This window comes from Thiothrix sp. UBA5583 (assembly GCA_002425225.1).
GTDB lineage: Bacteria > Pseudomonadota > Gammaproteobacteria > Thiotrichales > Thiotrichaceae > Thiothrix > Thiothrix moscowensis.
On sequence record DILV01000033.1, the window covers coordinates 1 to 25,504 of the forward strand.

The 25,504-nt window shown below is 54.7% G+C and carries 19 protein-coding genes; 13 read left to right on the forward strand and 6 right to left on the reverse strand.

Translation table 11 applies throughout. The features are described 5' to 3' along the window. Nucleotides 1-243 precede the first annotated feature (243 nt). From B2U47_RS14170 to B2U47_RS14190, 5 genes are all read left to right on the forward strand, one after another. Complete coding sequence (locus B2U47_RS14170) at nucleotides 244-654, forward strand: FUN14 domain-containing protein (RefSeq protein WP_296674153.1); 411 nt, start codon at nucleotides 244-246, stop codon at nucleotides 652-654. Between the two features lie 61 nt (nucleotides 655-715). Further along, a complete protein-coding gene (locus B2U47_RS14175) occupies nucleotides 716-1,003 on the forward strand; it encodes a heavy-metal-associated domain-containing protein (protein WP_296674152.1) in 288 nt (95 codons plus the stop codon). Nucleotides 1,004-1,011: 8 nt separating this feature from the next. Further along, nucleotides 1,012-1,404: a hypothetical protein gene (locus B2U47_RS14180; protein WP_296674150.1), complete on the forward strand. Its 393-nt coding sequence runs from the start codon at nucleotides 1,012-1,014 to the stop codon at nucleotides 1,402-1,404. A 116-nt stretch (nucleotides 1,405-1,520) separates the two neighbouring features. Next, on the forward strand, nucleotides 1,521-3,020 hold the full coding sequence (locus tag B2U47_RS14185; RefSeq protein ID WP_296674148.1) for an ATP-binding protein: 1,500 nt from the start codon (nucleotides 1,521-1,523) through the stop codon (nucleotides 3,018-3,020). A 124-nt stretch (nucleotides 3,021-3,144) separates the two neighbouring features. Beyond that, nucleotides 3,145-4,725 (forward strand): AAA family ATPase, encoded by a 1,581-nt coding sequence (locus B2U47_RS14190; RefSeq protein WP_296674146.1) that lies wholly within the window; start codon nucleotides 3,145-3,147, stop codon nucleotides 4,723-4,725. Between the two features lie 3 nt (nucleotides 4,726-4,728). On the opposite strand, the gene B2U47_RS14195 is transcribed toward B2U47_RS14190, so the two are convergent. The 5 genes from B2U47_RS14195 to lexA all read right to left on the reverse strand — a co-directional run bounded on the left by B2U47_RS14195 (nucleotide 4,729) and on the right by lexA (nucleotide 10,076). Next, the gene (locus tag B2U47_RS14195; RefSeq protein WP_296674144.1) at nucleotides 4,729-5,727 is read right to left on the reverse strand and encodes an adenosine kinase; all 999 of its coding nucleotides are present in this window, start codon (nucleotides 5,725-5,727) and stop codon (nucleotides 4,729-4,731) included. A 327-nt stretch (nucleotides 5,728-6,054) separates the two neighbouring features. Continuing rightward, a complete protein-coding gene (locus B2U47_RS14200; protein ID WP_296674142.1) occupies nucleotides 6,055-7,299 on the reverse strand; it encodes a FimV/HubP family polar landmark protein in 1,245 nt (414 codons plus the stop codon). A gap of 118 nt (nucleotides 7,300-7,417) precedes the next feature. Next, entirely contained in the window at nucleotides 7,418-8,917 is a 1,500-nt protein-coding gene (locus tag B2U47_RS14205) for a hypothetical protein (protein WP_296674140.1), read from the reverse strand. An 83-nt stretch (nucleotides 8,918-9,000) separates the two neighbouring features. Further along, nucleotides 9,001-9,345 carry a hypothetical protein gene (locus B2U47_RS14210; protein WP_296674138.1) on the reverse strand — a complete coding sequence of 115 codons (345 nt, stop codon included), beginning with the start codon at nucleotides 9,343-9,345 and terminating at the stop codon, nucleotides 9,001-9,003. Between the two features lie 125 nt (nucleotides 9,346-9,470). Next, nucleotides 9,471-10,076 carry a transcriptional repressor LexA gene (gene lexA / locus B2U47_RS14215; RefSeq protein ID WP_296674136.1) on the reverse strand — a complete coding sequence of 202 codons (606 nt, stop codon included), beginning with the start codon at nucleotides 10,074-10,076 and terminating at the stop codon, nucleotides 9,471-9,473. A gap of 349 nt (nucleotides 10,077-10,425) precedes the next feature. Here lexA and pgi point away from each other — a divergent pair, with 349 nt between their 5' ends. From pgi to B2U47_RS14255, 8 genes are all read left to right on the forward strand, one after another. Then, entirely contained in the window at nucleotides 10,426-12,042 is a 1,617-nt protein-coding gene (gene pgi / locus B2U47_RS14220) for a glucose-6-phosphate isomerase (RefSeq protein ID WP_296674134.1), read from the forward strand. An 84-nt stretch (nucleotides 12,043-12,126) separates the two neighbouring features. Then, nucleotides 12,127-13,110 (forward strand): ROK family protein, encoded by a 984-nt coding sequence (locus tag B2U47_RS14225; protein ID WP_296674132.1) that lies wholly within the window; start codon nucleotides 12,127-12,129, stop codon nucleotides 13,108-13,110. A gap of 15 nt (nucleotides 13,111-13,125) precedes the next feature. Continuing rightward, nucleotides 13,126-14,454 carry a glucose-1-phosphate adenylyltransferase gene (glgC, locus tag B2U47_RS14230; protein WP_414717837.1) on the forward strand — a complete coding sequence of 443 codons (1,329 nt, stop codon included), beginning with the start codon at nucleotides 13,126-13,128 and terminating at the stop codon, nucleotides 14,452-14,454. Further along, nucleotides 14,436-16,157, forward strand: coding sequence for a glycoside hydrolase family 57 protein (locus B2U47_RS14235; protein ID WP_296674131.1), 1,722 nt, complete (start codon nucleotides 14,436-14,438; stop codon nucleotides 16,155-16,157). Before glgC ends, B2U47_RS14235 begins: the two co-directional genes overlap by 19 nt. Beyond that, nucleotides 16,157-17,629, forward strand: coding sequence for a 4-alpha-glucanotransferase (malQ, locus tag B2U47_RS14240; RefSeq protein WP_296683987.1), 1,473 nt, complete (start codon nucleotides 16,157-16,159; stop codon nucleotides 17,627-17,629). Before B2U47_RS14235 ends, malQ begins: the two co-directional genes overlap by 1 nt. Further along, on the forward strand, nucleotides 17,595-19,760 hold the full coding sequence (glgB, locus tag B2U47_RS14245; protein WP_296683990.1) for a 1,4-alpha-glucan branching protein GlgB: 2,166 nt from the start codon (nucleotides 17,595-17,597) through the stop codon (nucleotides 19,758-19,760). The genes malQ and glgB overlap by 35 nt, the downstream gene beginning before the upstream one ends. Then, a complete protein-coding gene (glgA, locus tag B2U47_RS14250) occupies nucleotides 19,760-21,229 on the forward strand; it encodes a glycogen synthase GlgA (RefSeq protein WP_296683993.1) in 1,470 nt (489 codons plus the stop codon). Before glgB ends, glgA begins: the two co-directional genes overlap by 1 nt. Beyond that, entirely contained in the window at nucleotides 21,226-23,733 is a 2,508-nt protein-coding gene (locus B2U47_RS14255; protein ID WP_296683996.1) for a glycogen/starch/alpha-glucan phosphorylase, read from the forward strand. The genes glgA and B2U47_RS14255 overlap by 4 nt, the downstream gene beginning before the upstream one ends. A 59-nt stretch (nucleotides 23,734-23,792) precedes the next feature. On the opposite strand, the gene B2U47_RS14260 is transcribed toward B2U47_RS14255, so the two are convergent. Then, entirely contained in the window at nucleotides 23,793-25,211 is a 1,419-nt protein-coding gene (locus tag B2U47_RS14260; protein WP_296683999.1) for a hypothetical protein, read from the reverse strand. Nucleotides 25,212-25,504: the final 293 nt, after the last annotated feature.

Consider the following 25,504-nt stretch of genomic DNA (forward strand, 5'->3'; position numbering starts at 1 on the left):
CTTCGCTACCTGCAATGCCGCTTAAAATTAGACAGCATCACCCTCCGAATTACCCCTCACCCCCTGCCCCCTCAAGGGGCGAGGGGGAGTAAGAAAGATGTTTTTTAGCCCCTCTCCCCTTGAGGGACGACCCTGTAAGGGGCTGGGTGCGGGGTTGGGGTGAGGGGTAACGGCGAAGCCGCAAAAAGAGCATCACTTCCGGTCACACCCGCGGAAACCTTCCCGCTGGAAAGCGGTCATAAAATGCCTGACAATACCGACCCTGGTGATTTTGATAACAGCAACATTGGTAAAACAGGCTCAAACATGAATGATTATCCCGTAGGTTCCGCCGCTTCCACTGACATCCTTTCCTCCACGTTCCTGCTGGGCAATGTGGGCGCTCCGTTTGTTATCGGTCTGGCTGTCGGCTATTTCGCCAAGAAAATGCTGCGCATGGCACTATTTTTGGGTGGTGCAGCCATTGTGCTGTTATTCATCACGGAATATTACGGTGTTACCAGCATGGCAGATGCTAAATTGCAAGGCGCGGCTGACGCAGCCAGCCACATGGCACGTCAATCTGGCAGTTTCTTGATGGAACGCCTCTCGCACATTACCAGCAAAGGTGTCAGCGCAGTTGCCGGATTCTTTGTTGGCCTCAAAATGGGTTAGCCCTTGTATTTTCCCCAACTTGGTTCCATATTTAACAGGAGTCCAAGTTGAGGGAAGCATCATGGAAACCCGAATTCAGGTTGAAAATATCCGCTGCGGTGGTTGTGCCAACACCATCAGCAAAAAGCTGCTCGAGAATGAACAAATCAAGACAGTTAATGTCGATATTGAAAACCAGACCATTACATTAGAAAGTGAAGCCGATGTACGCGAAACTGCTGTCGGTATCCTGTTTGGTCTGGGTTATCCCGAACGTGGCACGGTAGAAGGGCTGGAATCGCTGAAAGAGAAAGCTCGCTCCGTGGTCAGCTGCGCTATCGGTCGGATCGACATGCACACCAAAGGTTAAAAAACGACATGAAACATTATCTCTCCCTGCTGGCGGTAGCAGGCATCCTGTTTGCCCCGCTTGCGTTGGCTGAAAAGGAAACCGTCGCCCCCCAAAATACCGCAACCGAAGCTGGCGAAAGCAATTCCTCCGCAGTGGCAGACTTGTGCAAAACCTACGCCATTGAAGACGGTATCGCCGCAGCCAAACAGGCAGCTTATATCAACGACTGCATGGCAAGCATGACTGACCTGAGTGGCGGCGTACAGGAACCCATTCCGCTGGTAGCAGAAGGCACTGGAGAGCCAGTAGCCGCCCCCGCCTCTGAAAAGGTCAACAGCGACCCGGAACAACTGGTCAAAAGTGAACTGGTAGAAACACCAGACCCTACTGCTGAACAACTGGATGCCAAGAAAAACTAATCGCTAATCAATCATCTTGATCCGCCTGCCCATCCTGATCTGGCAGGCGGGGAAAGGCTTTGCTATCTTGCATCATACGACAAACTTATAATTTCAATAGATGCAAAGAGGCAGACATGACCGGGGTGGTAGCCACATACAGACGGGAAAGTTACCCTGACGCAACCGCTTTCCACGCACACAAAACACCTTTTACACCTGTGTTCGGACGTGAACAGGAACTTGAACGCCTGCACACAGCATGGACAAACCGTGTCACCGCCTTGTTTACACTACAGGGCTGTAGCGGCATGGGTAAAACGACTCTGCTCCATCTGTGGTTGCAACAACTGGCTTCCGAATACTGGCAAGGGGTTGATACCCTGTTTTTCTGGAGTTTTCCCCAGACAGATACACCAGCGATACAGCGTGTTGCCATTGATGATTTTTTCCGAAATACCCTGAGCTGGTTGCAAGGGGCTGAGGTCGCTTTGCTTGCCGAACACGAGTATCCACTCCAGCTTGCCCAATGCTTGCAGCAACGCCGGGTTTTACTGGTACTCGACAATGTGCCCTGCCTGCACATTGCTGGAAAAACCGAACTGGATGTGATGTTGCTGACTTTCCTGCAACAGCTAACAGCCAATCCGTCCAGCATGTGTTTATTGGCAGGCTGCCCAGTGATGCCTGATACCGTGTTGGCACTGCCTAATGCCGAACACTTGGAACTGGAACCGCTGACAGCAGAAGCAGCCACCCGCCTGTTGAAACATTTGGGGGTCAGCGGTGAAGAGATCAGTATACAGCGGGTTGCACAACAGTTTGGCGAACACCCTGCCGCCCTGACCTGGGTAGCCAGTTATCTGACCCACTGGCACGCAGGTGAGATCAGCCGGGCTGACAGTATTCCAATCTGGTATGACTCTCACACACAAGGGCGAGCCAGCCGCCGGATCATGGCTGCCTTTGAAGCGTGGCTGGAAGGATGCCCGGAACTGGCCATGCTTTACTTCCTACCCCTGTTCCACTTGCCGTTTTGCCCCGCTGACTTGCAGGCATGGGCTGGCTCCCGTTCATTGCCGTGGCTAACCCGCTGGCACAGTGAACCTGGCAGCTATGAAAACCTGCTTGGTCGCTTGCAAACATTGCCTGAAGAGGGCTGGAAAAAAGCCTGGCAGCGCCTACTGGCTTTAAACTTGCTAACACCTTGCGCAGATGGGCTGCATTTTGAATTGCAGGCGGTTGTCAGGGAATATTTCATGCGTCAGTCACAGACCCATTATCCCGGTGTATGGGAAAGAATGCGCCCAAAACTGATATTGCCAGCCGCCAATCAGGACATGAATACCCGTTTAAGCAGTGAGCAACTGGCAGCGGTTCTCAGACGACGCACCCAATATCAGGATTGGCTGGAAGCAGAAACCATCAGCGGGCTAATCGGTGAAAAACTCGCAATTGGTCAAAATACAAAAGCCGCGATTGATTATGCCAGGCAAGCCGTGGTGTATGCCGATCTGGGCAGAAACATGCCACATTTGCAAACTAGACTACTGGCACTGGCAGGTTTGCTGGAGCAAGCAGGCGAACATCAGGAAGCCGCCAGTTTGTGTGAGCAGGCAAATTACATGCAGGCATAATTAAAAAACATATTCATGATAAACCGATTATCGGTTTTGAACGGCACTTCAGTAATACTGATTTGCGGCAATGGCATAATCTGGCTAAATCTCTAAATCATCAGATAATCGTTGGTGATACGGAATGATTGGGGTTTTTGCTGCGTGGCGAATTAAAAGTTGTTTAAATCAACAAATAAATATCTTTAATTCAGAAGATAACACGGATTTTATTGGTCGCCAGAAAGAATTAAGCATCTTGTCAAACATTTGGCAGAACAATTCCTGCCATGTTTTCATTTTGACCGGCATGGGGGGAATGGGCAAAACATCCCTGCTCCAGGCGTGGCTGGCACAGATGGAAAGTGCCAACTGGCAAGAGGCAGAACAGGTTTTTGCCTGGTCATTCCCCGAAGTATCCCGTTACCAGCAGGCTCAGCAAGCCATGCAGGATTTTGTGTGTCAGGCGCTGGAATGGTTTGGAGCCGACATGGCACTACCCACCAGACTGGTGGAGCGCGTGAACTTGCTGGCTCGCCTGATTCAACGGCGGCGCACCCTGCTGGTGCTGGACAATGTATCCCCCCTTTATTTTTCAGCCCAGACCGAACACCAACTTTTGGGTGTTTTGCTAAACCAGTTGGCAGCCTACAATCCCGGCTTATGTTTGCTGGCAAGCCGCAAAAGCGTGGAAGTTGACCCAACCTTCCAACAATGGATCATGCAACGGGAATTGTTGCCCCTGTCTGATGCAGACGGTGCACTGCTGCTACAGAAATATGGCGTCAAGGCAACAACCGGGCAATTGCAACGGATTGCCCGCAGTTTTGGTGGTGCCCCGTTAAGTCTGCGTTTGCTGGGTTCTTATCTGGCTGATGCGTATGGTGGTTCCCCGGCACATCTGGATAGCATCCCCATCTGGCCAGACCTGGAACAGGAAGGTTTCCACGTGCGGCGTATTTTGTCTGTGATTGAACACTGGCTGGGAACCAGCCCGGATTTGATCCTGCTCTACCTGCTGAGTTTGATGGATAGCCCCGCCACCAAACAGGAACTGTTCCTGTTATTGGGTAGCTGCAACCAACCCTGGTTCATACGCTGGGTACGCCCAGACGAGGGTTTGCGCATTGTTGCGCCACTGGCGCAAGTGAGTGTACGGGAATACACCAAAATCCAGCGGCGTCTGTTCCGTTTGCACCTGATTTCATCACCACTGGCAGCCAATACCCTGGATACACACCGGTTGATCCGTGCCTATTTCCGACAACAGGCTGCTGTGCGCTTTCCCGTGATGCGTGAACGCTTTCTGACATTGTTACAGGAATGTGCACATAAGGGGGAAACTGTTTTTATACCAGAAAACACCATGAGCGCTCAGCCCTTGCAGCATACTCTGCCGGATATTCCAACAGCCGAACAGACCATATCCACCCTGAGCGAAAAACTGGATCAGTCTGTCAAACACAAACACTGGTATCGGGCAGCAATCCTGGCCTATCACCTGAGCGAGCATCATCTGGTATTGGGAAATATTCCAGCAGCCATTCTGTGTGCCCGGCGCAGCGTAGCCTACGCCGAACTCAGCAGGGATCACGGCAGTTTGTTGCAAAACCTCAAAATGCTGACCAAGCTCCTGCGCTTGACTGGTCGGGCAACAGAGGCAATCAATCTGGTGTTGCGGGCAGAAAGGAGCACCCGGCTCCCGCTACCGCAACTGGCAGCATGACCATCAGCAAACTGCTGCCAGCACTTCCTGATGCATTTCCCGGCTTAAACGCGCCCCGAAAACCGTAACAATACGTGAGGCAGCCAGACTCGCCAGCTTGCCTGCCTGTGCGTTATCCATACCCTGGGTAATGCCATACAGGAAAGCACCAGCAAACATGTCACCCGCACCGTTGGTGTCGACAGCCTCCACCCGGTTGGGGGCAATTTCCGTGCGACCAGCATCATCCACCACCAATGCGCCTTTGCTGCCCAAGGTGATAACCAGTTTGCGGGCAAACGGGCGGATGGCAGCTATGGCTGCTTCCAGTTCATCCTTGCCGGTGAAAGTGGCAATTTCTTCCTCGTTGCAGAACAGGATGTCCACACCCTCACCTAGCATCTCGTCAATGCCACTGCGGAAATATTTCACCATCGACGGGTCGGAAAACGTCATGGCTGTTTTGACCCCATGTTCTGCTGCGATCTGACGGGCTTTGAGGACAGCATTGCGCGACATGTCGGATGTCACCAGATAACCTTCAACATACAGGTAATGGGCTTGCTTGAGTTCATCCAGATGCAGTTCGGCTTCAGAGAAATCGGCAGTAATGCCCAGAAAGGTATTCATGGTGCGCTCGGCATCCGGCGTGACCATCACCAGACATTTGCCGGTAACACCTTCGCAGTTACCGCGCACCTGATCCAACGCCGTAGTAACTCCAGCCGCGTGCAGGTCATGCATGTAAAACTCGCCGGTTTCATCATTGGCGACCTTGCAGGCATAAAAGGCATTGCCCCCAAACTGGCTGACTGCCACGATGCTGTTGGCTGCGGAACCGCCACTGGCGCGTTTTTTCAGACCAAAGGTTTCAATCAGACCGGCAAGCAAACGCTGCTGGGTAGGCTCGTCGATCAGGGTCATCAAACCCTTTTCAATACCGTGGGCTGTCAGAAACTCATTGGTAACTTCAAACTCTTTATCAACCAGGGCATTGCCAATGCCGTATACGTCGTATTTCATGTTGTCCTCATGGTTTGTTATGGGCGTGGAACAGGGAAGGGATTGTAACCTTATCGACAGGATTATCCACCAACTTATCCACAGGTTTATCCCGACAGCGGATAAGTGTCCAACCGCAGAAAAAAATAGGGATCATGAACAAATGCCGAACAGACTACTCGATACCTACCGATTATCTGCAAAAAAATACCGTCAATCAGTAATGGGGGGATTTTTGAATCTGGCTGAAAATGTTGATGAAGGTTCATGCAAACCGGCAACACGCAAAGAAACAGCCCGTAGCAAGCTGTTTCCGACAGTTATCCACACCGCTGGTCTGTTAACCAGCTAGAAGACAATTTCAGGTTCCTGACGTCCATCAACACGCTCCTGCTTACCGGTTTCCCCAGGTGGGCTGCTGGTCGTGGTTTCAGTGCGTTTGTCGGTACGTCGCTGGCTGAAGGTACGCCACAACAACGCCAGAATGAACAGCAGCGAAATCAGGGCAATGATGAAGGAAACCCGTGAGGGTGCCTGAATCGCTCCCCACGGCGAATGCTCATCCGCAAGCTGTGCAACAGGCGGCGTCAGGTTGCCCTTGGCAGGCTCCGTTGTGGCAGTCACAGGGGACTGACCCAACAAATCCTTGAGCGCCACGCCGTTACCTTGCCCGGCAGTTTGTGCCGGTGTGGTCGCCGCAGGTGGCTGGGCGGAAGTGGCTTGCGGTTGCTGGGTGACAGGAAGCTGGTCGGTAAAGGCTGGCGGCTTGCCACTGGCTGAGGTTGCAGCCTGTTCAGTACCTACGCCGGTCAGGGTCAGACCATTTTTGCCAGCAGGCGGGGCAACAGGCTTTTCGGCAACGGCTTGCGGGTTGCTGGCCTTGAGTTGTTCATACAGCGCCAGATTCTCGCTGTGCTGACGCTTAATGGCTTCACTGGCTTCCTTGAGAGAGGCTTGCAGGTTTTTGATGTGGTTGTTCTTGTCACTCAGGACAGCTTTCAAATCAGCCACTTCTGCCTGCAACTTGCTGACATCCGCAGCAGCCGCATTGCCAGCGGCACTGCCCTGACTGTTCCCACCACGGGTTTGCAACTGTTTGAGTTGGGCACTCAAACGTTTGCTGCGCTGCTGCTCCTGTTGTAATTGCGTTTTCAGTTGGGAGATGTCGCGTTGCAGACGTGCCTGGGTAGCTCGTGCGTTGCGCAAGGTGGTGGTCTTGTTTTCTGTCTGGCTGGCAGTTTTGCGGGAAGGACTGGAGTTGCTTGCCGTTTTGCCGGGGGAATCCCAGCTCTGGTTATGCTGTTTGGCAGTACGGAGCGCTTGCCCCCGGTCAAGTTGTTGAATTTCTGCCAATGTGGGCAGTTGCAGGACAACACCATCTTGCAGGGAATTGATATTGTTGGAACTGAATGCCTGCGGATTTTTCGTGCGGATGCTCAGCATCATTTGCTGGGTACTGACCTCGTAACTGGGGCGTGTACGGCTGGCGATGTCCCAAAGGGTTTCGCTGGACTTGACCGGCCCATAAGTAGCCGCCATGACCGGCAGCGACAGAAATAGCCCTGTAACGACTGCAAGGATTTTGTTTTTCATGCTGATTTCCGCAAAGACACTCGAATGACATCCTCTTATATAGACGATCTGACCACAAATTGCAGCCAGATCGAGGATGGAGGGTCATGATATACCCACAAGCGTCCGGGCGGAAAACTTATTGTGCAAGATGGGCTGCTACTGGAATTTCCGGGGGTGGGCGATTGGCCCAACGGCTTGCCAGCAGGTATTTGGGCTTGCCGATACCCTGTTCCGGGTTTATGGTCAGTACCGCTTCCTGCTCCAGTTTGGTCAGGATCTTTTCTGCAATTTTCTGCCTTTCCGGTTTGCCAATCAGGGAAGGTTGTAATCCCAGTGCCTGAGTGTGATGGCGGATTACCTCTGTAACCGCATCAGTCACCGGGCGCACAGTAGGCTTGAGTTCACCGTTGATAATGCGGCTCCTCACTTCCATGAAAATCAGTTTGAAAAAGCGCTCGCGGCTTAAGTCGCTTACCGGGGCTTTGATCGGTTCCGGGCGCTCACCGGGTACAGTTGCCGTGTTGGCTACCGTTTCCACTTCGGCAGTGGGGACATCAATGCTGGCATCAACTGTCGGAGTTGATGTTTGATCTGCCGGATGGCGCAGGTTGGTGATTTCCCCTGCTTCACCCCGCTCAGGTGTTACCCAGTCCAGATAATCGCGCCGCGCACTGTTGCCGTAATCCCTGGGAATTCCTGCATTAGCCAGATGGGCAGCATTGATGCCGTCAGGATGGATCAGTTCACCCTGGGCATCGCGCCCCATCAGCAGCAAGGCTCGCCGGTGGTCAGCCACATAGGAACCGACAAAATGGAAGGCGTATTCAAACGTGCCGATAATGATCACGGAAAACATGAAGGACGCCCAGATACCTGCTACGTTGAACAGGTCGCGGATCAGGCGGATCATGGCATAGTGCTTGTCTTCGTCGTATTCCAGCGTTTTGGCTTGGGAAATAGCAGCCGTCAAGGCTGTCCCCACCGCTGCTGCCGAACCGCTGGCATGTGCCTGGGCAGCAGCCACTTCCCCACGGGCTTCGGCAATTTTGCCATGCTCAAACTGCTCGCAACGGCGGATGCGCTCTGCGGAAGTATACCGGCTTTTGCACGCTGCCAGTTCTGCCTCATGCCGCGCCAGTTTGCCACTGGCAGCCGACAATGCCGCATTCCCGCCGGGTACAGCCGCTTGCGCACTCAGGTTCTGGATACTGCCCAACGCTGCCTGAAACACCGGGGAATCCACCGAGCGCTGGCGTACTGTGGCATCTTCCCGCTCCATCGACTGGGAAATTTCCGAAAACAGGCCAAAAAACACCACAATGACCGTAGCCGCAATGGCTGCCGGGCCTTTGTAGCCACTGGCATACAGCAACGCTTGTGCCGCAGTGATGATAGCGGTAATGCCCAAACCCAACAGGGCATTGGCCCATTGCTCGCCTGTCCAGTTGGCAGGCTCCATTTCTCCGCCAACGAAGTATTTCACCACAAAAAAGGCTGAGGCAAGGAAAGCGGCAAACGCAGCCATCAACAGCCACATTTCCGCTTTGCGCAAATCCGCCAGGATGTCGCGTAGTGATTTGGTCGCAACCAGATGCGCTGGTCGGTCAAATTTGGTATTTGTATTGGAATCCGTCATAATCATACCTTCCTGTAGATACTATCCCGTGAAAGCAGGAACCGGGCTTGATGAGAGTTGCCGCTTTCATCAAGCCTTTCTTTTTACATCCAGCCTGCCAGCATCAGCAGCACGCCGAGAAACCACAGCAGATGCCCGTCAGCCTTGAGGCTGTGCGCTGCTGTCACCGCACCGACCAGCACCAGCCCGATCAGCATGTAAGGCAGATGCAATGTGGCACTGTCCACGTCGCTGATCTGTTCCACACCCGGCATCAGGATCAGCAGTGCCCAGACCGCGACCGCCCACACAACCAGTACCGCACGGGTCACTTTCCAGACTTGTGTCCAGTCGATCCTGGAACCCAGCTCTTGTAAACCTTGGCTCATGATGGGTTCTACCGCACCGTTGGTGGAAGGCAGCGCGTTTTCCTGTAGTTTGATATTCATAATGACTACTCCTTGACTGTGCGTTAAATTCTGGAAAAAAAAGGGCAGCGCCAGTCTGGAACTGCCCCAAGGGGCTTCCCGTCGGGTCACGGGATGTTTGAACGTGTTTAAACCTGTCTGGGCTGTCAGTAGCTGCGGAACAGACCGACCATCCTGCCCTGTATCTGTACACTTTCCGCCGGGTAAATCATGGGTTGCATGGAGCTGTTTTCCGGGCGGAGTTCAATCCTGCCATCTGGCAGGTGGTAAATGCGTTTGAGGGTGGCTTCCTCCCGTTCCACCAATGCCACTACGATTTCACCGTTGCGGGCTTCTTCCTGCTGCTGGATGACGACGAAATCACCGTCCATGATGCCGATGTCGATCATCGACTCGCCACGCACTTCCAACACGTAACGCCCCTTGCCGGTAAACATTTCGCTGGGGTTGATTTCGTCACGCCCGCTGATAGCCTCAATCGGTTTACCGGCTGCGATCCGCCCTGCCAGCGGCAGGTTCAGCAGCATTTGCGGGTGACGGGCAAGCACTGTTTCCGGCATCCGGTAAGCCCGCTTGCCTGTGCCGTTTTCCAGCCGACCCTCGCGGATCAGCGCCTGTACGTGCTGGTGCACCGTACTACGGGTGTTGATACCCCCTTCCTGAGCAATTTCATCCAGCGTGGGTGCATAGCCCTTGCGGGCGTACAAGGTCTGGATGATTTCCATGACCTGTTGTTGGCGTCGTGTCAGCATTTGTCCCTTCCTTTCAAACCGAACAAAACACGAACCAAATATACGAAGGGATGCCCCATCTGGCAAATAGAAAATATCTGGGAATTATTCGGTTTTCGTTCGGTTTTGCGGATGAGCGGTAGAGTTCGACTGAAAGAAACGCTTCAGATGCCTGTTTCAGAAGCCAAAGTCCTTTCTGTTTACAGACGGATAAACGACAAATTGTCATTGCGCCCTAACACAGTTTGGCGGACAATTCCGTATTATCTATAACAAGAACCTGCGCCAGATCAAGGCAGCACAACCATATTCCGGCATAATATTTGCATTATAGCGATAAGCGACTTGCTGGAGTTTTTGAGGAGAGACCATGCCAACAGCCGATGCTGCACTGACAGCCCATTACGAAGCTATCCGTCATACCCACCTGCGCGAACTGTTTGCCCAAGACCCGGAACGTTTCCAGCGATTCTCCCTGCAAGTGGGCGGCATCCTGCTCGACTATTCCAAAAACCGTATCACGGCAGCAACCATGCAGTTGCTGTTACAACTGGCAGAAGCAGCGGATGTCAACGGCTGGCGGGAACGCATGTTCAGCGGCGACAAAATCAACCACACCGAAGGTCGTGCTGTCCTGCATACTGCCCTGCGCAACCGCAGCAATAGCCCGGTGATGGTGGATGGCAACGACGTGATGCCGGAAGTCAATGCGGTGTTGGCAAGCATGGGGGCATTTGCCGAACGGGTACGTTCCGGTGCATGGCTGGGTTACAGCGGGCAAGCCATCACCGATGTGGTCAATATCGGCATTGGCGGCTCTGACCTTGGCCCGCAAATGGTGTGTCAGGCACTGAAAAACTACCGCCACCCGCGCTTGCGTCTGCACTTCATGTCGAACGTGGACGGGGCACATGTGGTGGAAATCCTCGAAACCCTGAATCCTGCCACCACCCTGTTCATTGTTGCCTCCAAAACCTTCACTACCCAGGAAACCATGACCAACGCGCATTACGTGCGCCAGTGGTTCCTGCGACAGGCACAAGACCCCGCACACATTGCCAAACATTTTGTGGCCGTCTCGACCAACCGCACTGCCGTAACGAATTTCGGCATTGACCCTGCCAACATGTTCGGTTTCTGGGATTGGGTAGGCGGACGTTACTCGCTGTGGTCAGCCATCGGCCTGCCTATCGTGCTGGCAGTTGGCATGGACAATTTCATCCGTCTGCTGGAAGGCGCTCATGCGCTGGACAACCATTTCCGCAGTGCACCGCTGGCAGCCAACATGCCGGTGATCCTTGCGCTGCTGGGAGTCTGGTACAACAATTATTTCGGCGCGGAATCGCAGGTAATCCTGCCTTACGACCATTTCCTGCGCAGCCTGCCGATGTATCTGCAACAGGCTGACATGGAAAGCAATGGCAAGTCGGTTGACCGTGATGGCAATACAGTCAGTGAATCTACCGGCCCGATCATCTGGGGAGCAACCGGCATCAACGGACAACACGCTTTTTACCAGTTGCTGCATCAGGGAACCAAGCTGATTCCAGCGGATTTCATTATTTCCGTGACTCCACCAACCGGCTTGCAGGAGCACCACGACATTCTGATGGCTAATTTCCTGGCGCAGACCGAAGCCCTGATGTGTGGTCGCACACGGGAAGAGACCCTCGCCAGCGGCGCAACTGAACCCCTTGCCCCCAAAGTGTTTGCAGGCAACCACCCCAGCAATGCGCTGCTGCTGGATGAACTCAGCCCCCACACACTGGGAATGCTGATTGCCTTGTATGAACACAAGATTTTCGTGCAGGGCGTACTGTGGAACCTCAACTCCTATGACCAGTGGGGGGTGGAGCTGGGCAAGCAACTGGCGAAACGCATCCAGCCCGAATTCAGCGCCACGGATACCATCACAAGCCATGATGCTTCTACCAATGGCCTGATCAACCACTACCGATGCTGCAAAGCAAAAATCACCGCATCTTGACCTGAGGCAGATCATTCAGAAGCACCAACTGTTAACATCGGCGCGAAAACGGTAAAAAGCACAGCCTTGACCACAGGAAAACGCATGGAAATCATCGCAGGCGACATTGGCGGAACCAAAAGCTGGCTGGTATGGGCACAGAGTGATGGTGACGCAACCCGTGTGCGTTTCGAGCATGTCTATGCCAGTGCTGACTTTCCCAGTGCTGAAGCCCTGTTGCAGCAATTCCTGCATGATGCCCAGTCTGCCAGCAGGCCAGATGCCGTTTGCCTTGCCCTGCCGGGGCCGGTACAAACCGGTCAGCCGATCCGCCTGACCAACCTGGACTGGACACTGCAACACGCTGCCATACAAACGTTGCTGGCTACACCCTGTCTGTTGTTCATCAATGACTTTCAGGCTGCCGCAGAAGGTGTGGCAACACTCACACCACAAGATTACGCAACCCTGAACCTGCCATCTTATCCCCTTTATCCCGCCACCCGCGTCATTACCGGCGCAGGTACAGGTCTGGGGCTGGCATGGATGCAGCCTGACCCCACAGGTCGTTACCACACCTTTGCCACCGAAGGCGGGCATACCGATTTTTCACCCGCCAATGCACAACAGGAACGCTTGCTGACATTCATGCGCCAGCGTTTCAAGCATGTGTCGTGGGAACGGGTGTTGTCTGGCCCCGGCGTCAATCAGGTCTGGCAATTCTGCTTGCAGGACATGACCGGGGAAATTCCCGAGGCATTACGTGAACACAATGGCGCTCTGGTCAATCGCGCCGCCCATGAGGGTGAGCCTGTTGCCATTGCCGCCATGCAATTGTTTGCCGATTTGTACGCGAACTGGGTAGGCAATATTGCCCTGCTATACCAGCCGCGTGGCGGGCTGTATCTGGGCGGGGGTATTTCTGCCCGCATCCAGCCGTGGTTGCAAACCCAACGGTTTCTGGATGCCTGTTTTGACAAAGGGCGTATGTCTGAACTGGTAAAACAAATGCCGATTTACCTGATTACCAATACACGGCTGGGCTTGCAAGGGGCGCTGGCAGCCGCACTGCACCACACAAAAGGATGACGAAGAGGAAAAAACATGACATTGGACAAACACCAACAGGCCAAGCTGTACCGCTACTACACTGAGCCGAAAATGGTCACGGAACTGACCCGCAAAACGCTGGCACTGGTGCTGGCAGGTGGCGAAGGCTCCCGCCTGAAAGACCTGACCCTGTGGCGAGCCAAGCCTGCCGTGCCGTTTGGCGGCAAATACCGCATCGTCGACTTTGCCCTGTCGAACTGCGTGAACTCAGGTATCCGCCGCATCGGAGTACTCACCCAGTACAAATCCCATTCCCTGATCCGCCACCTGCAACGGGCGTGGGGTTTCATGCGGGCTGAAATCGGCGAATTTGTCGAAATCCTGCCTGCCCAACAGCGTACCAGCAAGAAAGAGTGGTATCAGGGCACGGCTGATGCACTGTTCCAAAACCTTGACATCGTGCAGCGCCATGACCCGGATTATGTACTGGTACTGGGCGGCGACCACATTTACACGATGGACTATTCCAAGATGCTGTTGCATCACGTCAAACACGGGGCAGATTTCACGGTAGGCTGTATCGAAGTGCCGGTGGAAGAAGCCAAAGGCTTCGGTGTCATGTCGGTGGATGAAAACCAGCGCATCACCCAGTTTGTGGAAAAGCCTGCCCACCCGGAAGAAATTCCCGGCAAGCCCGGCATGGCACTGGCGTCGATGGGCATTTACATCTTTTCGCGTGATTTCCTCTACCGGGTGTTATACGAAGATGCGGCAAAAGTGCATTCTTCACGCGATTTCGGCAAGGACATCATCCCCTCCAACATTCACAGAGCCAAAGCCATCGCTTACCCGTTCCGCAAGGATAATGGCGAACCCGGCTACTGGCGTGATGTGGGTACAGTTCATTCCTACTGGCAAGCCAACATGGAACTGTGTTCGGTCGAGCCGGAACTGAATTTATATGACCGTGATTGGCCAGTCTGGACATATCAGGCGCAATATCCACCCGCCAAATTCATTTTCGACGACGAAGGTTGCCGGGGCGAGGCGATTGATTCGCTGATTTCTGCCGGATGCATCCTGTCCGGGGCACGAGTCAAGCGTTCCATGATCTTTTTCGCCAGTACGGTGGAAAAATACAGCCACATCAAGGACAGCGTGATCCTGCCCAAGGTCAGCATCGGCTCGCATTGCCGTATCACCAAGGCCATCATCGACAAGGGAACCGTCATCCCTGACGGCATGGTGATTGGGGAAGACCTGGAGCTTGACCGCAAGCGTTTCCACGTCACGCCCGAAGGCATCGTGCTGGTGACAGCGGAAATGATGGGTCAAAAACTGCGCTCTGGCGACAAGGATATGTTATGGCGAATGGCCAGTTGAATGTTGTCCTGTGCTGGCACATGCACCAGCCCTGGTATCGTGACGGGCTGGATGGCAGCTACCGGCTGCCGTGGGTCTACCTGCACGGGCTGAAAGATTACAGCGATATGGCAGCACATCTGGAAAAGCATTCCAGAATGCGTTGCGTGGTGAACTTTGCCCCGGTGTTGCTGGAACAGGTGGATGATTACGCCTGCCAACTGGATGCATTCCTCAAGGATGGCACACCCACCGCCGACCGCTTGCTCAACCTGCTGGCGGGGGTGGAAGCCATTCCTGCCGACAATACCAGCCGGGCAGAACTGATTGCAGAATGCCAGCGTTGCCATGCGCCCACCATGATCCACCCGCACGCGCCGTTCCAGCGTTTGCTCAAGATGATCGGGGCAACCGATGAAAGTGGTATCGGCAACCAGCGCTTCCGTTGTTCGCTGGTATACCTGAGTGATCAGTATTTCCTCGACTTGCTGACTTGGTATCATCTGGCGTGGCTGGGGCAGTCCTTGCAGGAATTGCCTGCGGTGCAGCGGCTGTTGATGAAAGGCAACGAGTTTGCTGAAGCTGACCGGCACGAATTGCTGGTGGTGATTCGCGACTGTCTGGCAGGCATCATTCCGCGCTACCGCAAGCTGGCGGAACGCGGGCAGGTGGAACTGTCGATGACACCCTACATGCACCCGATCGTGCCGCTGCTGAACGATTTCCAGAACATGCGTTGCTCACTGCCGGATGCACCTGCCCCGCAAACGATTGGTTATCCGGGCGGCGAGGTGCGTTCCCGCTGGCATTTGCAACGTGGGATTGAGCTGTTTGAACAATACTTCGGCCTCAAACCGCAAGGTGTGTGGCTGTCGGAAGGCGGGGTCAGCGAGGACGCCGTGCGCCTGCTGGATGAGCTGGGTATCCGCTGGACAGCTTCCGGGGAAGGCGTGTGGCGCAACAGTTGCCGCCTGTCTGGCCTTGACGGCGAAGACGAGCATTCCAAGCGCAGCCTGTTCATGCCTTACCAGTTACCGAAATCGGCTGTGCGCCTGTTTTTCCGGGATGACGGGCTTTCCGACCTGATCGGCTTCAAATACAGTACCTGGCACGCCCGCGATGCCGTGGCTGATTTCGTGCAGCATCTGGAAAACATTGCGGTATTCCTGAATCACAATGCATCGCAGCAGGTGGTTTCCATCATTCTGGATGGCGAAAATGCCTGGGAATACTACCCGAAAAATGGCCTGTATTTTCTGGATGCCTTGTATTCGGCGCTGGAGAATTCCGACCAGATTCGCATCAGCACGTTTGCCGAAGCCAGCCAGTTACCCACCCGTACCCTGCCTGCCTTGTGTGCAGGAAGCTGGGTGTATGGCTCGTTTTCGACCTGGATCGGTTCGCACGACAAAAACCGTGGCTGGGATTATCTGGCAGCAGCCAAGCAGGTATTCGATCAGGTCATGAGCAGTGGCAAACTGGATGCCAGCCAGCAAGCACTTGCCAGCCGCCAGTTGGGTGTGTGTGAAGGTTCCGACTGGTTCTGGTGGTTTGGGGATTACAACCCGTCAGACAGCGTGCGTGACTTTGAGCGCCTTTACCGGCAGCAACTGCGCAAACTGTATGCTTTACTGGGTGAGGAAGCCCCCGCCTATCTGGATCAACCCATTTCGCAAGGCGGTGGTGCTGCTGAAAATGCCGGAACCATGCGCAGGAACACTTGATGACAACATTACAAGGAATCGGTCGAGCGGCAGGGGTACTGTTGCACCCGACTTCATTGCCTTCCGGCAAGTTGGATGCGGATGCCTTCCGCTGGCTTGACTGGCTGGCGGAAGCAGGCTTCAGGGTTTGGCAGATGTTGCCACTGGGTGTACCGCTGGTCGGGTTGTCACCGTACCAGTGTGCCTCGGCGTTTGCGGTAAATCCGGGGTTGTTTGCAGAACCCCTCACCCCCAGCCCCTCTCCCTCAAGGGGAGAAGGGAGCAAGACAAGTTTTTCCCTGGATTCTTTATCCCCCTCTCCCCTTGAGGGAGAGGGGTTAGGGGTGAGGGGTAAAAACTTCGACCTCTGGTACGACAACCAGAAACACTGGGTGGAAGATTACGCCCTGTTCATGGTGCTGAAACAGCAGTTCCACGGTCAGGAATGGCACGAATGGCCAGCGGCCTTCCGCAGCCGTGATCCTGAAGCCTTGTTCCGGCTACGCGGTGAACAGGCTGAGGCACTGGCAATCATCATTCACGAGCAATACACCTGCTGGCAGCAGTGGCAGACATTGCGCGGGTATGCACAGGCACGCGGGGTGTACCTGTTCGGTGACATGCCGATTTTTGTGGCCTACGACAGCGCGGATGTGTGGGCCAACCCGCAACGATTCCTGCTGGATGCCACGGGAGCACCCACCTTTGTTACCGGCGTGCCACCCGATTATTTCTCTGAAACAGGGCAGCGCTGGGGCAATCCGCACTATAACTGGGCAACCATGCAGGCCGAAAACTTCCTGTGGTGGAAACAGCGCCTGCAATACCACTTTGAGTTTTTCGATCTGGTACGCCTCGACCATTTCCGGGGGCTGGCAGCAAGCTGGATGATTCCTTCCACGGAACAAACCGCCATCAACGGTTTCTGGCAGGACGTGCCGGGTGACGCCATGCTGGCAAGCATTCAGGCGGACATGGGCAAAATTCCACTGGTTGCAGAAGATCTTGGCATCATTACCCCGGATGTCACTGCCCTGCGCAACAAGTACGGCCTGCCGGGCATGAGCGTGCTGCAATTCGCTTTCGACCACTTCGAGGACAACCCGCACAAGCCACAGAATGTGCGCGAGAATACCGTGTATTACACCGGCACACATGATAATGACACTTTGCTGGGCTGGTTCCTCAATCTGGATGAAGGAATGCAGCAACACGTCATGCGAATATTGGGTATTACCGAACCGGAGCAGCTAACCGATACGATGCTGGCTACCATTCTGGCAAGCCCGGCATTGCTGGCAGTGATTCCCTGGCAGGACTTGCTGCGGCTGGGAACGGAAGCCCGCATGAATATACCGGGCACTGTCGAGGGCAACTGGCAGTGGCGTTTCGCCTGGAATGATGTACCAGCAGGACTGGCATCACAATTGCATAACAAATTACAAGGACACCAGCGCAATGAACGAGCATCTGAACCGGATACAACAAGGTAGACATCACGATCCGTTTGATTGGCTGGGATGGCATCCTCTGCCGGATGGTCTTTGGGCGTTACGAACTTTCATGCCAGCGGCTGAAGCGGTTACAGTCGTCGGGCATGGCAGCATGGCGCGTCTGGAAGGCACTGACTGCTTTGAAGCTATCCTCCCCTCACCGACCACACCTGCCACTCACCCTCCTCTTGTCTGGCAGGACAAACAGTCGGGCAACTGGCACGATGCCATCTGTCCTTACACCTTTGCCCCACAGGTGGGTGAGCTTGACCTGCATCTGCTAGGGCAAGGTCGCCACCACCATGCATGGAAAGTACTCGGTTCCCGCCAGACGGAAGTGGATGGCATCAGCGGAACCCGTTTCGTGGTATGGGCTCCAGCGGTGCAGCGGGTCAGTATCGTCGGCAATTTCAATGCCTGGGACGGGCGTCGCCACCCGCTGCGCTCACGCGGTGAAACCGGCATTTGGGAACTGTTTATCCCCGGTTTGCAGGCAGGGGAAGCCTACAAATATGAAATACTCAACCGCCACGGTAATCTTGTCACCAAAACCGACCCGTATGCGCAGCAAATGTTCATGCGCCCGGAAACAGCCTCTTGCATTGCCGCAGCCGATACTTACGGTTGGCAAGACAACGACTGGGTGGCAGCGCGGGCGCAATTCGACTGGCAGCACAGCGCCCTCAGCATTTACGAATTGCACCCCGGCTCGTGGCGTAAACACCCGGATGGGCGTTTTTATAGCTGGGCCGACCTGACAGAAAGCCTGATTCCTTATATCCAGGATTTGAATTACACCCATATCGAGTTGATGCCAGTGGCGGAACACCCACTGGATGAGTCGTGGGGCTATCAGGTATCCGGCTATTACGCCCCGACTGCCCGTTATGGCTCCGCCGATGATTTCCGCGCTTTTGTCGATGCCTGCCATCAGGCTGGAATTGGTGTGCTGCTGGACTGGGTTCCGGCGCATTTCCCCAAGGATGATTTTGCACTGGCACGCTTTACCGGCGAACCCCTGTACGAACATGCCGACCCGCGTCGGGGCGAACATCAGGACTGGGGCACACTGATTTTCGACTTCGGGCGCAACGAGGTGAAAAACTTCCTGATTTCCAACGCACTGTACTGGATTGAGGAATTTCACATTGACGGTCTGCGGGTGGATGCAGTGGCGTCGATGCTGTATCTGGATTATTCCCGCAAGGACGGTGAATGGCTGCCCAATCAGTACGGCGGGCGCGAAAACATTGAAGCGATTGCCTTCCTGCGCGAAATGAACACGGTCGTACACGGCTATTTCCCCGGTGTGCTGACCATTGCGGAAGAATCCACCTCATGGCCTGCGGTATCACGCCCGGTGGAAATCGGTGGCTTGGGTTTCAGCATGAAATGGAACATGGGCTGGATGAACGACAACCTGTCCTATATCGAGCAGAATCCGGTACACCGCAAATACCACCACAACCTGCTGACCTTCAGCCAGATGTATGCGTATTCGGAAAACTTCGTGCTGCCGCTGTCGCATGACGAAGTAGTACACCTGAAACACAGTATGCTCAACAAGATGCCGGGCGATTACTGGCAGGCATTTGCCAACCTGCGCCTGTTTTATGCATGGCATTACGCCCATCCCGGCAAAAAGCTGTTGTTCATGGGGGGAGAATTCGGGCAATGGGCGGAATGGAATGTCAAAAAGGAACTCGATTGGGCATTGATCAGTTTCCCGGCACATGACAGCATCCGCCATTTGCTGCGGGATCTGAACCGCCAGTACCGTGACCTGCCTGCCTTGCACCAGTACGATTTTGACGGGCGCGGCTTCCAGTGGGTGGATTGCCACGATTCTGACCAGTCGGTACTGAGCCTGATCCGTCAGGGCAGTGAGCCACACGACAAGGTTGTTATTTTGTTGAACTTTACTCCAGTACCCCGTTACCAGTACCGTATTGGTGTACCCGTTGCCGACAGTTACCGCGAAATCCTCAACACCGATTCCGAGTATTACGGGGGCAGCAATTGCGGCAATGCGGGGATGATTCCGGTGCAACCACATCCGTGGATGGGGTTTGAGCATTCGGTGGAAGTAACCCTGCCGCCGCTGGCGGCGCTGTTTTTACAAGCCTGCTGATGAAATTATTGTTTGTTGCCAGTGAAGCCTACCCTTTGGTCAAAACCGGCGGGTTGGGCGATGTTGCCTACAGCCTGCCGCTAGCCTTGCACGAAGAAAACGTGGATGTGCGCCTGCTGCTGCCCGGCTACCGTACCCTGTTACACAAGCTGGAGAGTGTGCGCATTCTTGGCTGGCTGGAATTGCAGGGAATGAACCGTACCCACACGGTACGCCTGCTGGAAAGTGAACATGCAGACTTTCCATTCCCGCTATGGATCATGGATTGCCCTGCGCTGTTTGACCGCCCCGGCAACCCTTACCTGCAACCGGAAGGCTATGACTGGGCCGATAATGCCGAACGTTTCAGCGTATTCGCACGGCTGGCGATGGAACTGGCACGCGATGCCCTGCAACTGGGCTGGACGCCGGATGTGGTTCATGCCCATGACTGGCAGACTGGGCTGGTTCCCGCTTTTCTGGACACCTTGCCGCAACGCCCCAAACGGGTTTTCACTATTCACAATCTGGCTTACGGCGGGCATTTTTCCCATGCCGATTTCGTCGGCCTGCACCTGCCGGGCTACTGGTGGTCAGCGGAAGGGATGGAGTTTTACGGTGGTTTTTCCATGCTGAAAGCCGGGATTGTGTATGCCGATGCCGTCACCACTGTCAGCCCCACGTATGCGAAAGAAATCTGCACCCCATCGTTCGGCTACGGTATGGATGGCCTGTTGCAATCACGCAATTACAAGCTGCATGGCATCCTCAACGGTATCGAAACCCATGTATGGAACCCTGCCAATGACCCAAATCTGGCAGCACCTTATTCCCACCAGCAAATCGAGCCGGGCAAGCGTCTGAACAAGGCAGCACTCTTGCAACGGCTGGGCAGCGCCAACCCGCAAGACCATCTGGCCTACCCGCTACTGGGCATGGTCAGCCGTCTGGTGGAACAGAAAGGGGTGGATCTGGTGATCAATGCCATCCCCGACCTGTTGCGCCAGACCGATGCCCGCTTTGCCCTGATTGGCGCCGGGCATGGTTATTTCGAGCAACGCCTGCGCGAGCTGGCGGCACACTACCCTGAGCGGGTATTCGTGTTCGTGGGTTACGACGAGCAACTGGCACATTTGCTGGAAGCGGGCGCAGACCTATTCCTGATGCCGTCACGCTTCGAGCCGTGCGGCCTGAACCAGATGTACAGCCTGCACTACGGTACGCCACCCGTGGTTTTCCATACCGGCGGGCTGGCAGACACGGTGGTGGATGCAACCCAAGCCAATCTGGACAACGGCACTGCCAACGGCTTTGTGTTTTATGAACCAACCACCAATGCCTTGAAAGGAACCCTGCTACGGGCGTTGGAGTATTTCGCCCACCCCACCATCTGGCAAGCCTTGCAGATGACCGGGATGCAGCAGGATTTCGGCTGGAAAAACAGTGCCACCCAATATCTGGCGCTTTATAACAAAGGAGAAACCCAATGACACAGCACCTGTCCACCCACATCCCTTACGTATCGGTTCCGCTAGACCCACTGCCCAACCACGCAGAAGCACTGGGAGATGATTTTCAGCGCTATCTTTCCTACCATCTGGGGCGTTTTCAGGGCTGCCCGTCGGTCTATCTGTATCAGGCGCTAGCGTACACCTTGCGTGACCGGCTGATGGTCGACTGGCGCAATACCTGGGGCGAGTACCTGCAACCGGGCAAGCGCCGTGCTTTCTACATGTCGCTGGAATTTCTGATCGGGCGTTCCCTCGGCAACAACCTGCTGAACATGGACATCTGCGAATCCACCAAGCAGGCATTGCTGAATTACTGCACTGATCTGGAAGAGGTTGCCGCGCAAGAGCCGGATGCCGGTTTGGGTAACGGTGGTCTAGGGCGGCTGGCAGCCTGTTTCATGGACAGTTGTGCCACCCTGAGCCTGCCAGTGGTAGGCTATGGTATCCGCTACGAATACGGCATGTTCCGCCAACGGGTCGAAAACGGCTATCAGGTGGAAGACCCCGACCATTGGCTGCGTGATGGCAACCCGTGGGAGGTCGAACGCGCCGAATACGTACAGCGCGTCAAGTTTGGCGGTCATACCGAGCATTACACCGACGACCAAGGCAGGCTGCGGGTGCGTTGGGTCAGCACCGATGATGTGCTGGCAATCCCGTTTGACATGCCGATTTCCGGCTACAAAAACAACACGGTCAACACCCTGCGCTTGTGGAAAGCCACCGCGACGGATGAATTCAACCTCGACGAATTCAACGCGGGCAGCTACACCGAAGCGGTGGAAGCCAAAAACCACGCCGAACACATTTCGATGGTGCTCTACCCCAACGACAGCAGCGAAAACGGCAAGGAATTGCGTCTGCGCCAGCAATATTTCCTGGCCTCTGCCAGCCTGAAAGACGCAGTACGCATGTGGGAGCGCCAAAGTAGTGCACCTGATTACAGCACGTTCGCGGCTGAAAACGTATTCCAGATGAACGATACCCACCCGACGGTGGCAGTCGCCTGCCTGATGCGTATCCTGCTAGATGAAAAAGGGCTGGAATGGGATGAAGCGTGGGAAATTACCCGCAATTGCATGGCTTACACCAACCACACCTTGCTACCGGAAGCGCTGGAACGCTGGCCTGTCCATTTGTTTGCCAAACTGCTGCCGCGCATTCTGGAAATCATCTACGAAATCAATGCCCGTTTCCTGCGCGAAGTGTCGATGAAATGGCCGGGAGACACCGACCGCCAGCGGCGCATGTCGATCATTGAGGAGGGCAACGTCAAGCAGGTACGCATGGCGTGGCTGGCAATCGTCGGCAGTTTCTCAGTCAACGGGGTGGCTGCTCTTCACTCGGATTTGCTGGTGGAAGGCTTGTTCCGTGATTTCTACGAACTGTGGCCGGAAAAATTCAACAACAAAACCAACGGTGTGACGCCGCGCCGCTGGGTAGCGCACGCCAATCAGGGCATGACGGCACTGGTCAGCAACCACATTGGCAAAGACTGGATTCGTGATTTAAGCCAGTTGCAGCAATTGCAAGCGCTGGCTGAACCGGGCAATGAGGCTTTCCAGCAGCAATGGCAAGCAGTCAAATACGCCAACAAGCAGCGGCTGGCAGCCCTGGTTAAACAGGAATGTGGGGTCGATTTCAACCCGAATGCGCTGTTTGACGTACAGGTCAAACGTATCCACGAATACAAGCGTCAGTTGCTCAACATCCTGCACGTAATCCACCTGTACCGGCGTATCAAGCTGGGCAGGCTCGACAACTGGGCTGACCGTTGCGTGCTGATCGGTGGCAAGGCGGCTCCCGGTTACGCAATGGCAAAACGCATCATCAAGCTGATCAACAGCGTGGCGGAAGTGGTCAATACCGACCCTGAAGTGGATGGTCGCCTGAAAGTGGCTTTTATCCCCAACTACCGGGTTTCCAGCATGGAAATCATTGCCCCGGCTGCGAATTTGTCGGAACAGATTTCCACCGCTGGCAAGGAAGCCTCCGGCACGGGCAACATGAAGTTCATGATGAACGGAGCGCTGACCATCGGCACGTATGACGGTGCAAATATCGAAATCCTCGAAGCCGTAGGTGAGGATAACTTCTTCCTGTTTGGTTTGCGGGCAGAAGACGTGGCAGAGCTGAAACGGGATTATCGCCCATGGACGTATGTGGAACGTGACGATGACCTGCGCGGTGTAATCGAATGGATTCGCAGCGGGCATTTCAACCCGTGCGAGCCGGGCATTTTCGACATGATTCTTGATGCCATCCTCAGCCCACATGACCCGTGGATGACACTAGCAGATTTCCGCAGCTATGTGGATGCGCAGGAACAGGTGTCACTGGCATGGCAGGATCAGGCACGCTGGACACGGATGAGCATTATGAATACCGCGTGCAGCGGATTCTTCTCCACTGACCGCACGATGGAAGAGTACAATCGCGACATCTGGAAGCTGAAGCCAGGCGGGAATGGCAACGGCGATTAAACCACGGCTGTCACACAGTGCCGGGCTTTAGCCCGGCATTTGTTCTGTGTCCCACCTGTTTACGGCAGCGCCACTTGCCGCTGCTCAGGGCTAAGCAAAAACGCCGCCGGAGCCAGCAAGCTATCCGGGCTGTTACGCATCCCCATGCGGATGAACACCATTACTTTCTGCGTCATGCTTTCCGCCGGATTCAGCACGTAACAATCGGTATCACGCCGGTACAACAACACCCCGCTCTGGATCAGCATCGCCAGCAAGGTTTTCAGGCGCGGCTCACGTTCCACAGTTTCAAATGGAATGCCGACCTGCTGTTCCTCACCCTCCAGATGCAAGGGCTGGATGTAACCAATCAGGGTACGTAACGGTTCCGCTGGGTCTTCGGTATCGTCAGACGCCATTTGGCTACCAACCAGCAAACGGGTGGCAAACGTCTGCATTTCCGGTGAATTGAGTTGAATTTCATGTTTGTGCTGCTGATAACCGGGTGCCTGACTGAACTGGAAAGCGGCTTCCTTGCGCAGATGGAACAGGCGCATGAAAAACATCGCAGTATTCAGCAAGCCATCGTACACACTCTGGAAAAACGGCTTGCCGGGGCTGAGCAGGTAATAACGCACAATCCCCAGGAACAGCGCCACCAAGTCAAACACCGCAGCCCAGATCAACCCCACGATAACCTGGATGGAATAATCCTTCGGCTCCAGCAGGGTTGCCATTGCCCGTTCGACCGGGTTTTGCAGGCTGCCCAGATCGTTCTTGATCATGTCGGTCAGTGCCTGTTTACTGGTTTCAGTATTGGTAGTGGAACGTAATTTTGACATTTCCACCAGCAAGCCATCGCGAACCACCTCATCCCCGGAAGCCGCCAATTGCTGGTGAACCACCTCCAGTTGCTTGCGCATGGCAGCAAAATTGCCCTGTGAGGTTTCCAGTTGTGCGCGTGACTGCTCGTAAGCGTCCACCTTGCGGTAATACTCAGGCCCTTTGCCGGGGCCAAGGCCGGAACGCCCGCCACTACGTCCTTCCTCATCCATCAGGCGCTTGTTTTCGAGCATCCGGTTTTCTGCTGTGCGCAAGAATTCCTGCTCGGCTGCTAGCACATCGCTCAAGCCGGTAGTAATCCCCGCCTTCATGCCGGTATCAACCGTATACACGGTATTCTGCCCCGGCAAACTGCTATTGTAGATATAGGTGTAGGCAGTCAGGGTGGAAAGCAGCAAAGCAGCGGCATATACCACCACCAGCGACAACTTGCCAACCCCGTGCACATACGGCAGCGCCAGCAGGGAAATGGCAATGGCAAACTGTACCGCTGCCGCAAACAGGATGGCGTAGAGGTGTTCTTCCAGATACAGGTAAGCCCCCGCATAGGTGAAGATGCCGTTGGCTGCCGCCAGAAACAGGATAACCAAACCGATCAGGATACTGATGGTCTTGAGTTTGAAACTATGGGTCTGTGTGGTGTTGTGTGGTTTCATCGTAAATATTTTCCTCGCGTGTTGCCCCGCAACCAGAATATTAGCAATCACTAATAATCCAGTTTGCTTATTTAGCACAGCCTGAAAAAAATAGATACATCCTGTGGAATATTTATAGGAACTTACCCGTCATACCATTGCCGAACTGATGCACGACCACTTGCCGCACTTTGTTGATGCAGGCAAGCGTCTGGCGTGCCACTAACAAATGTCGGTTAATGCGGCACTCACAATTCAAGAGTAGAGGAGATTTATTCTAGATGAAACGTAGAACATTTTTGCAAGGCACCTTG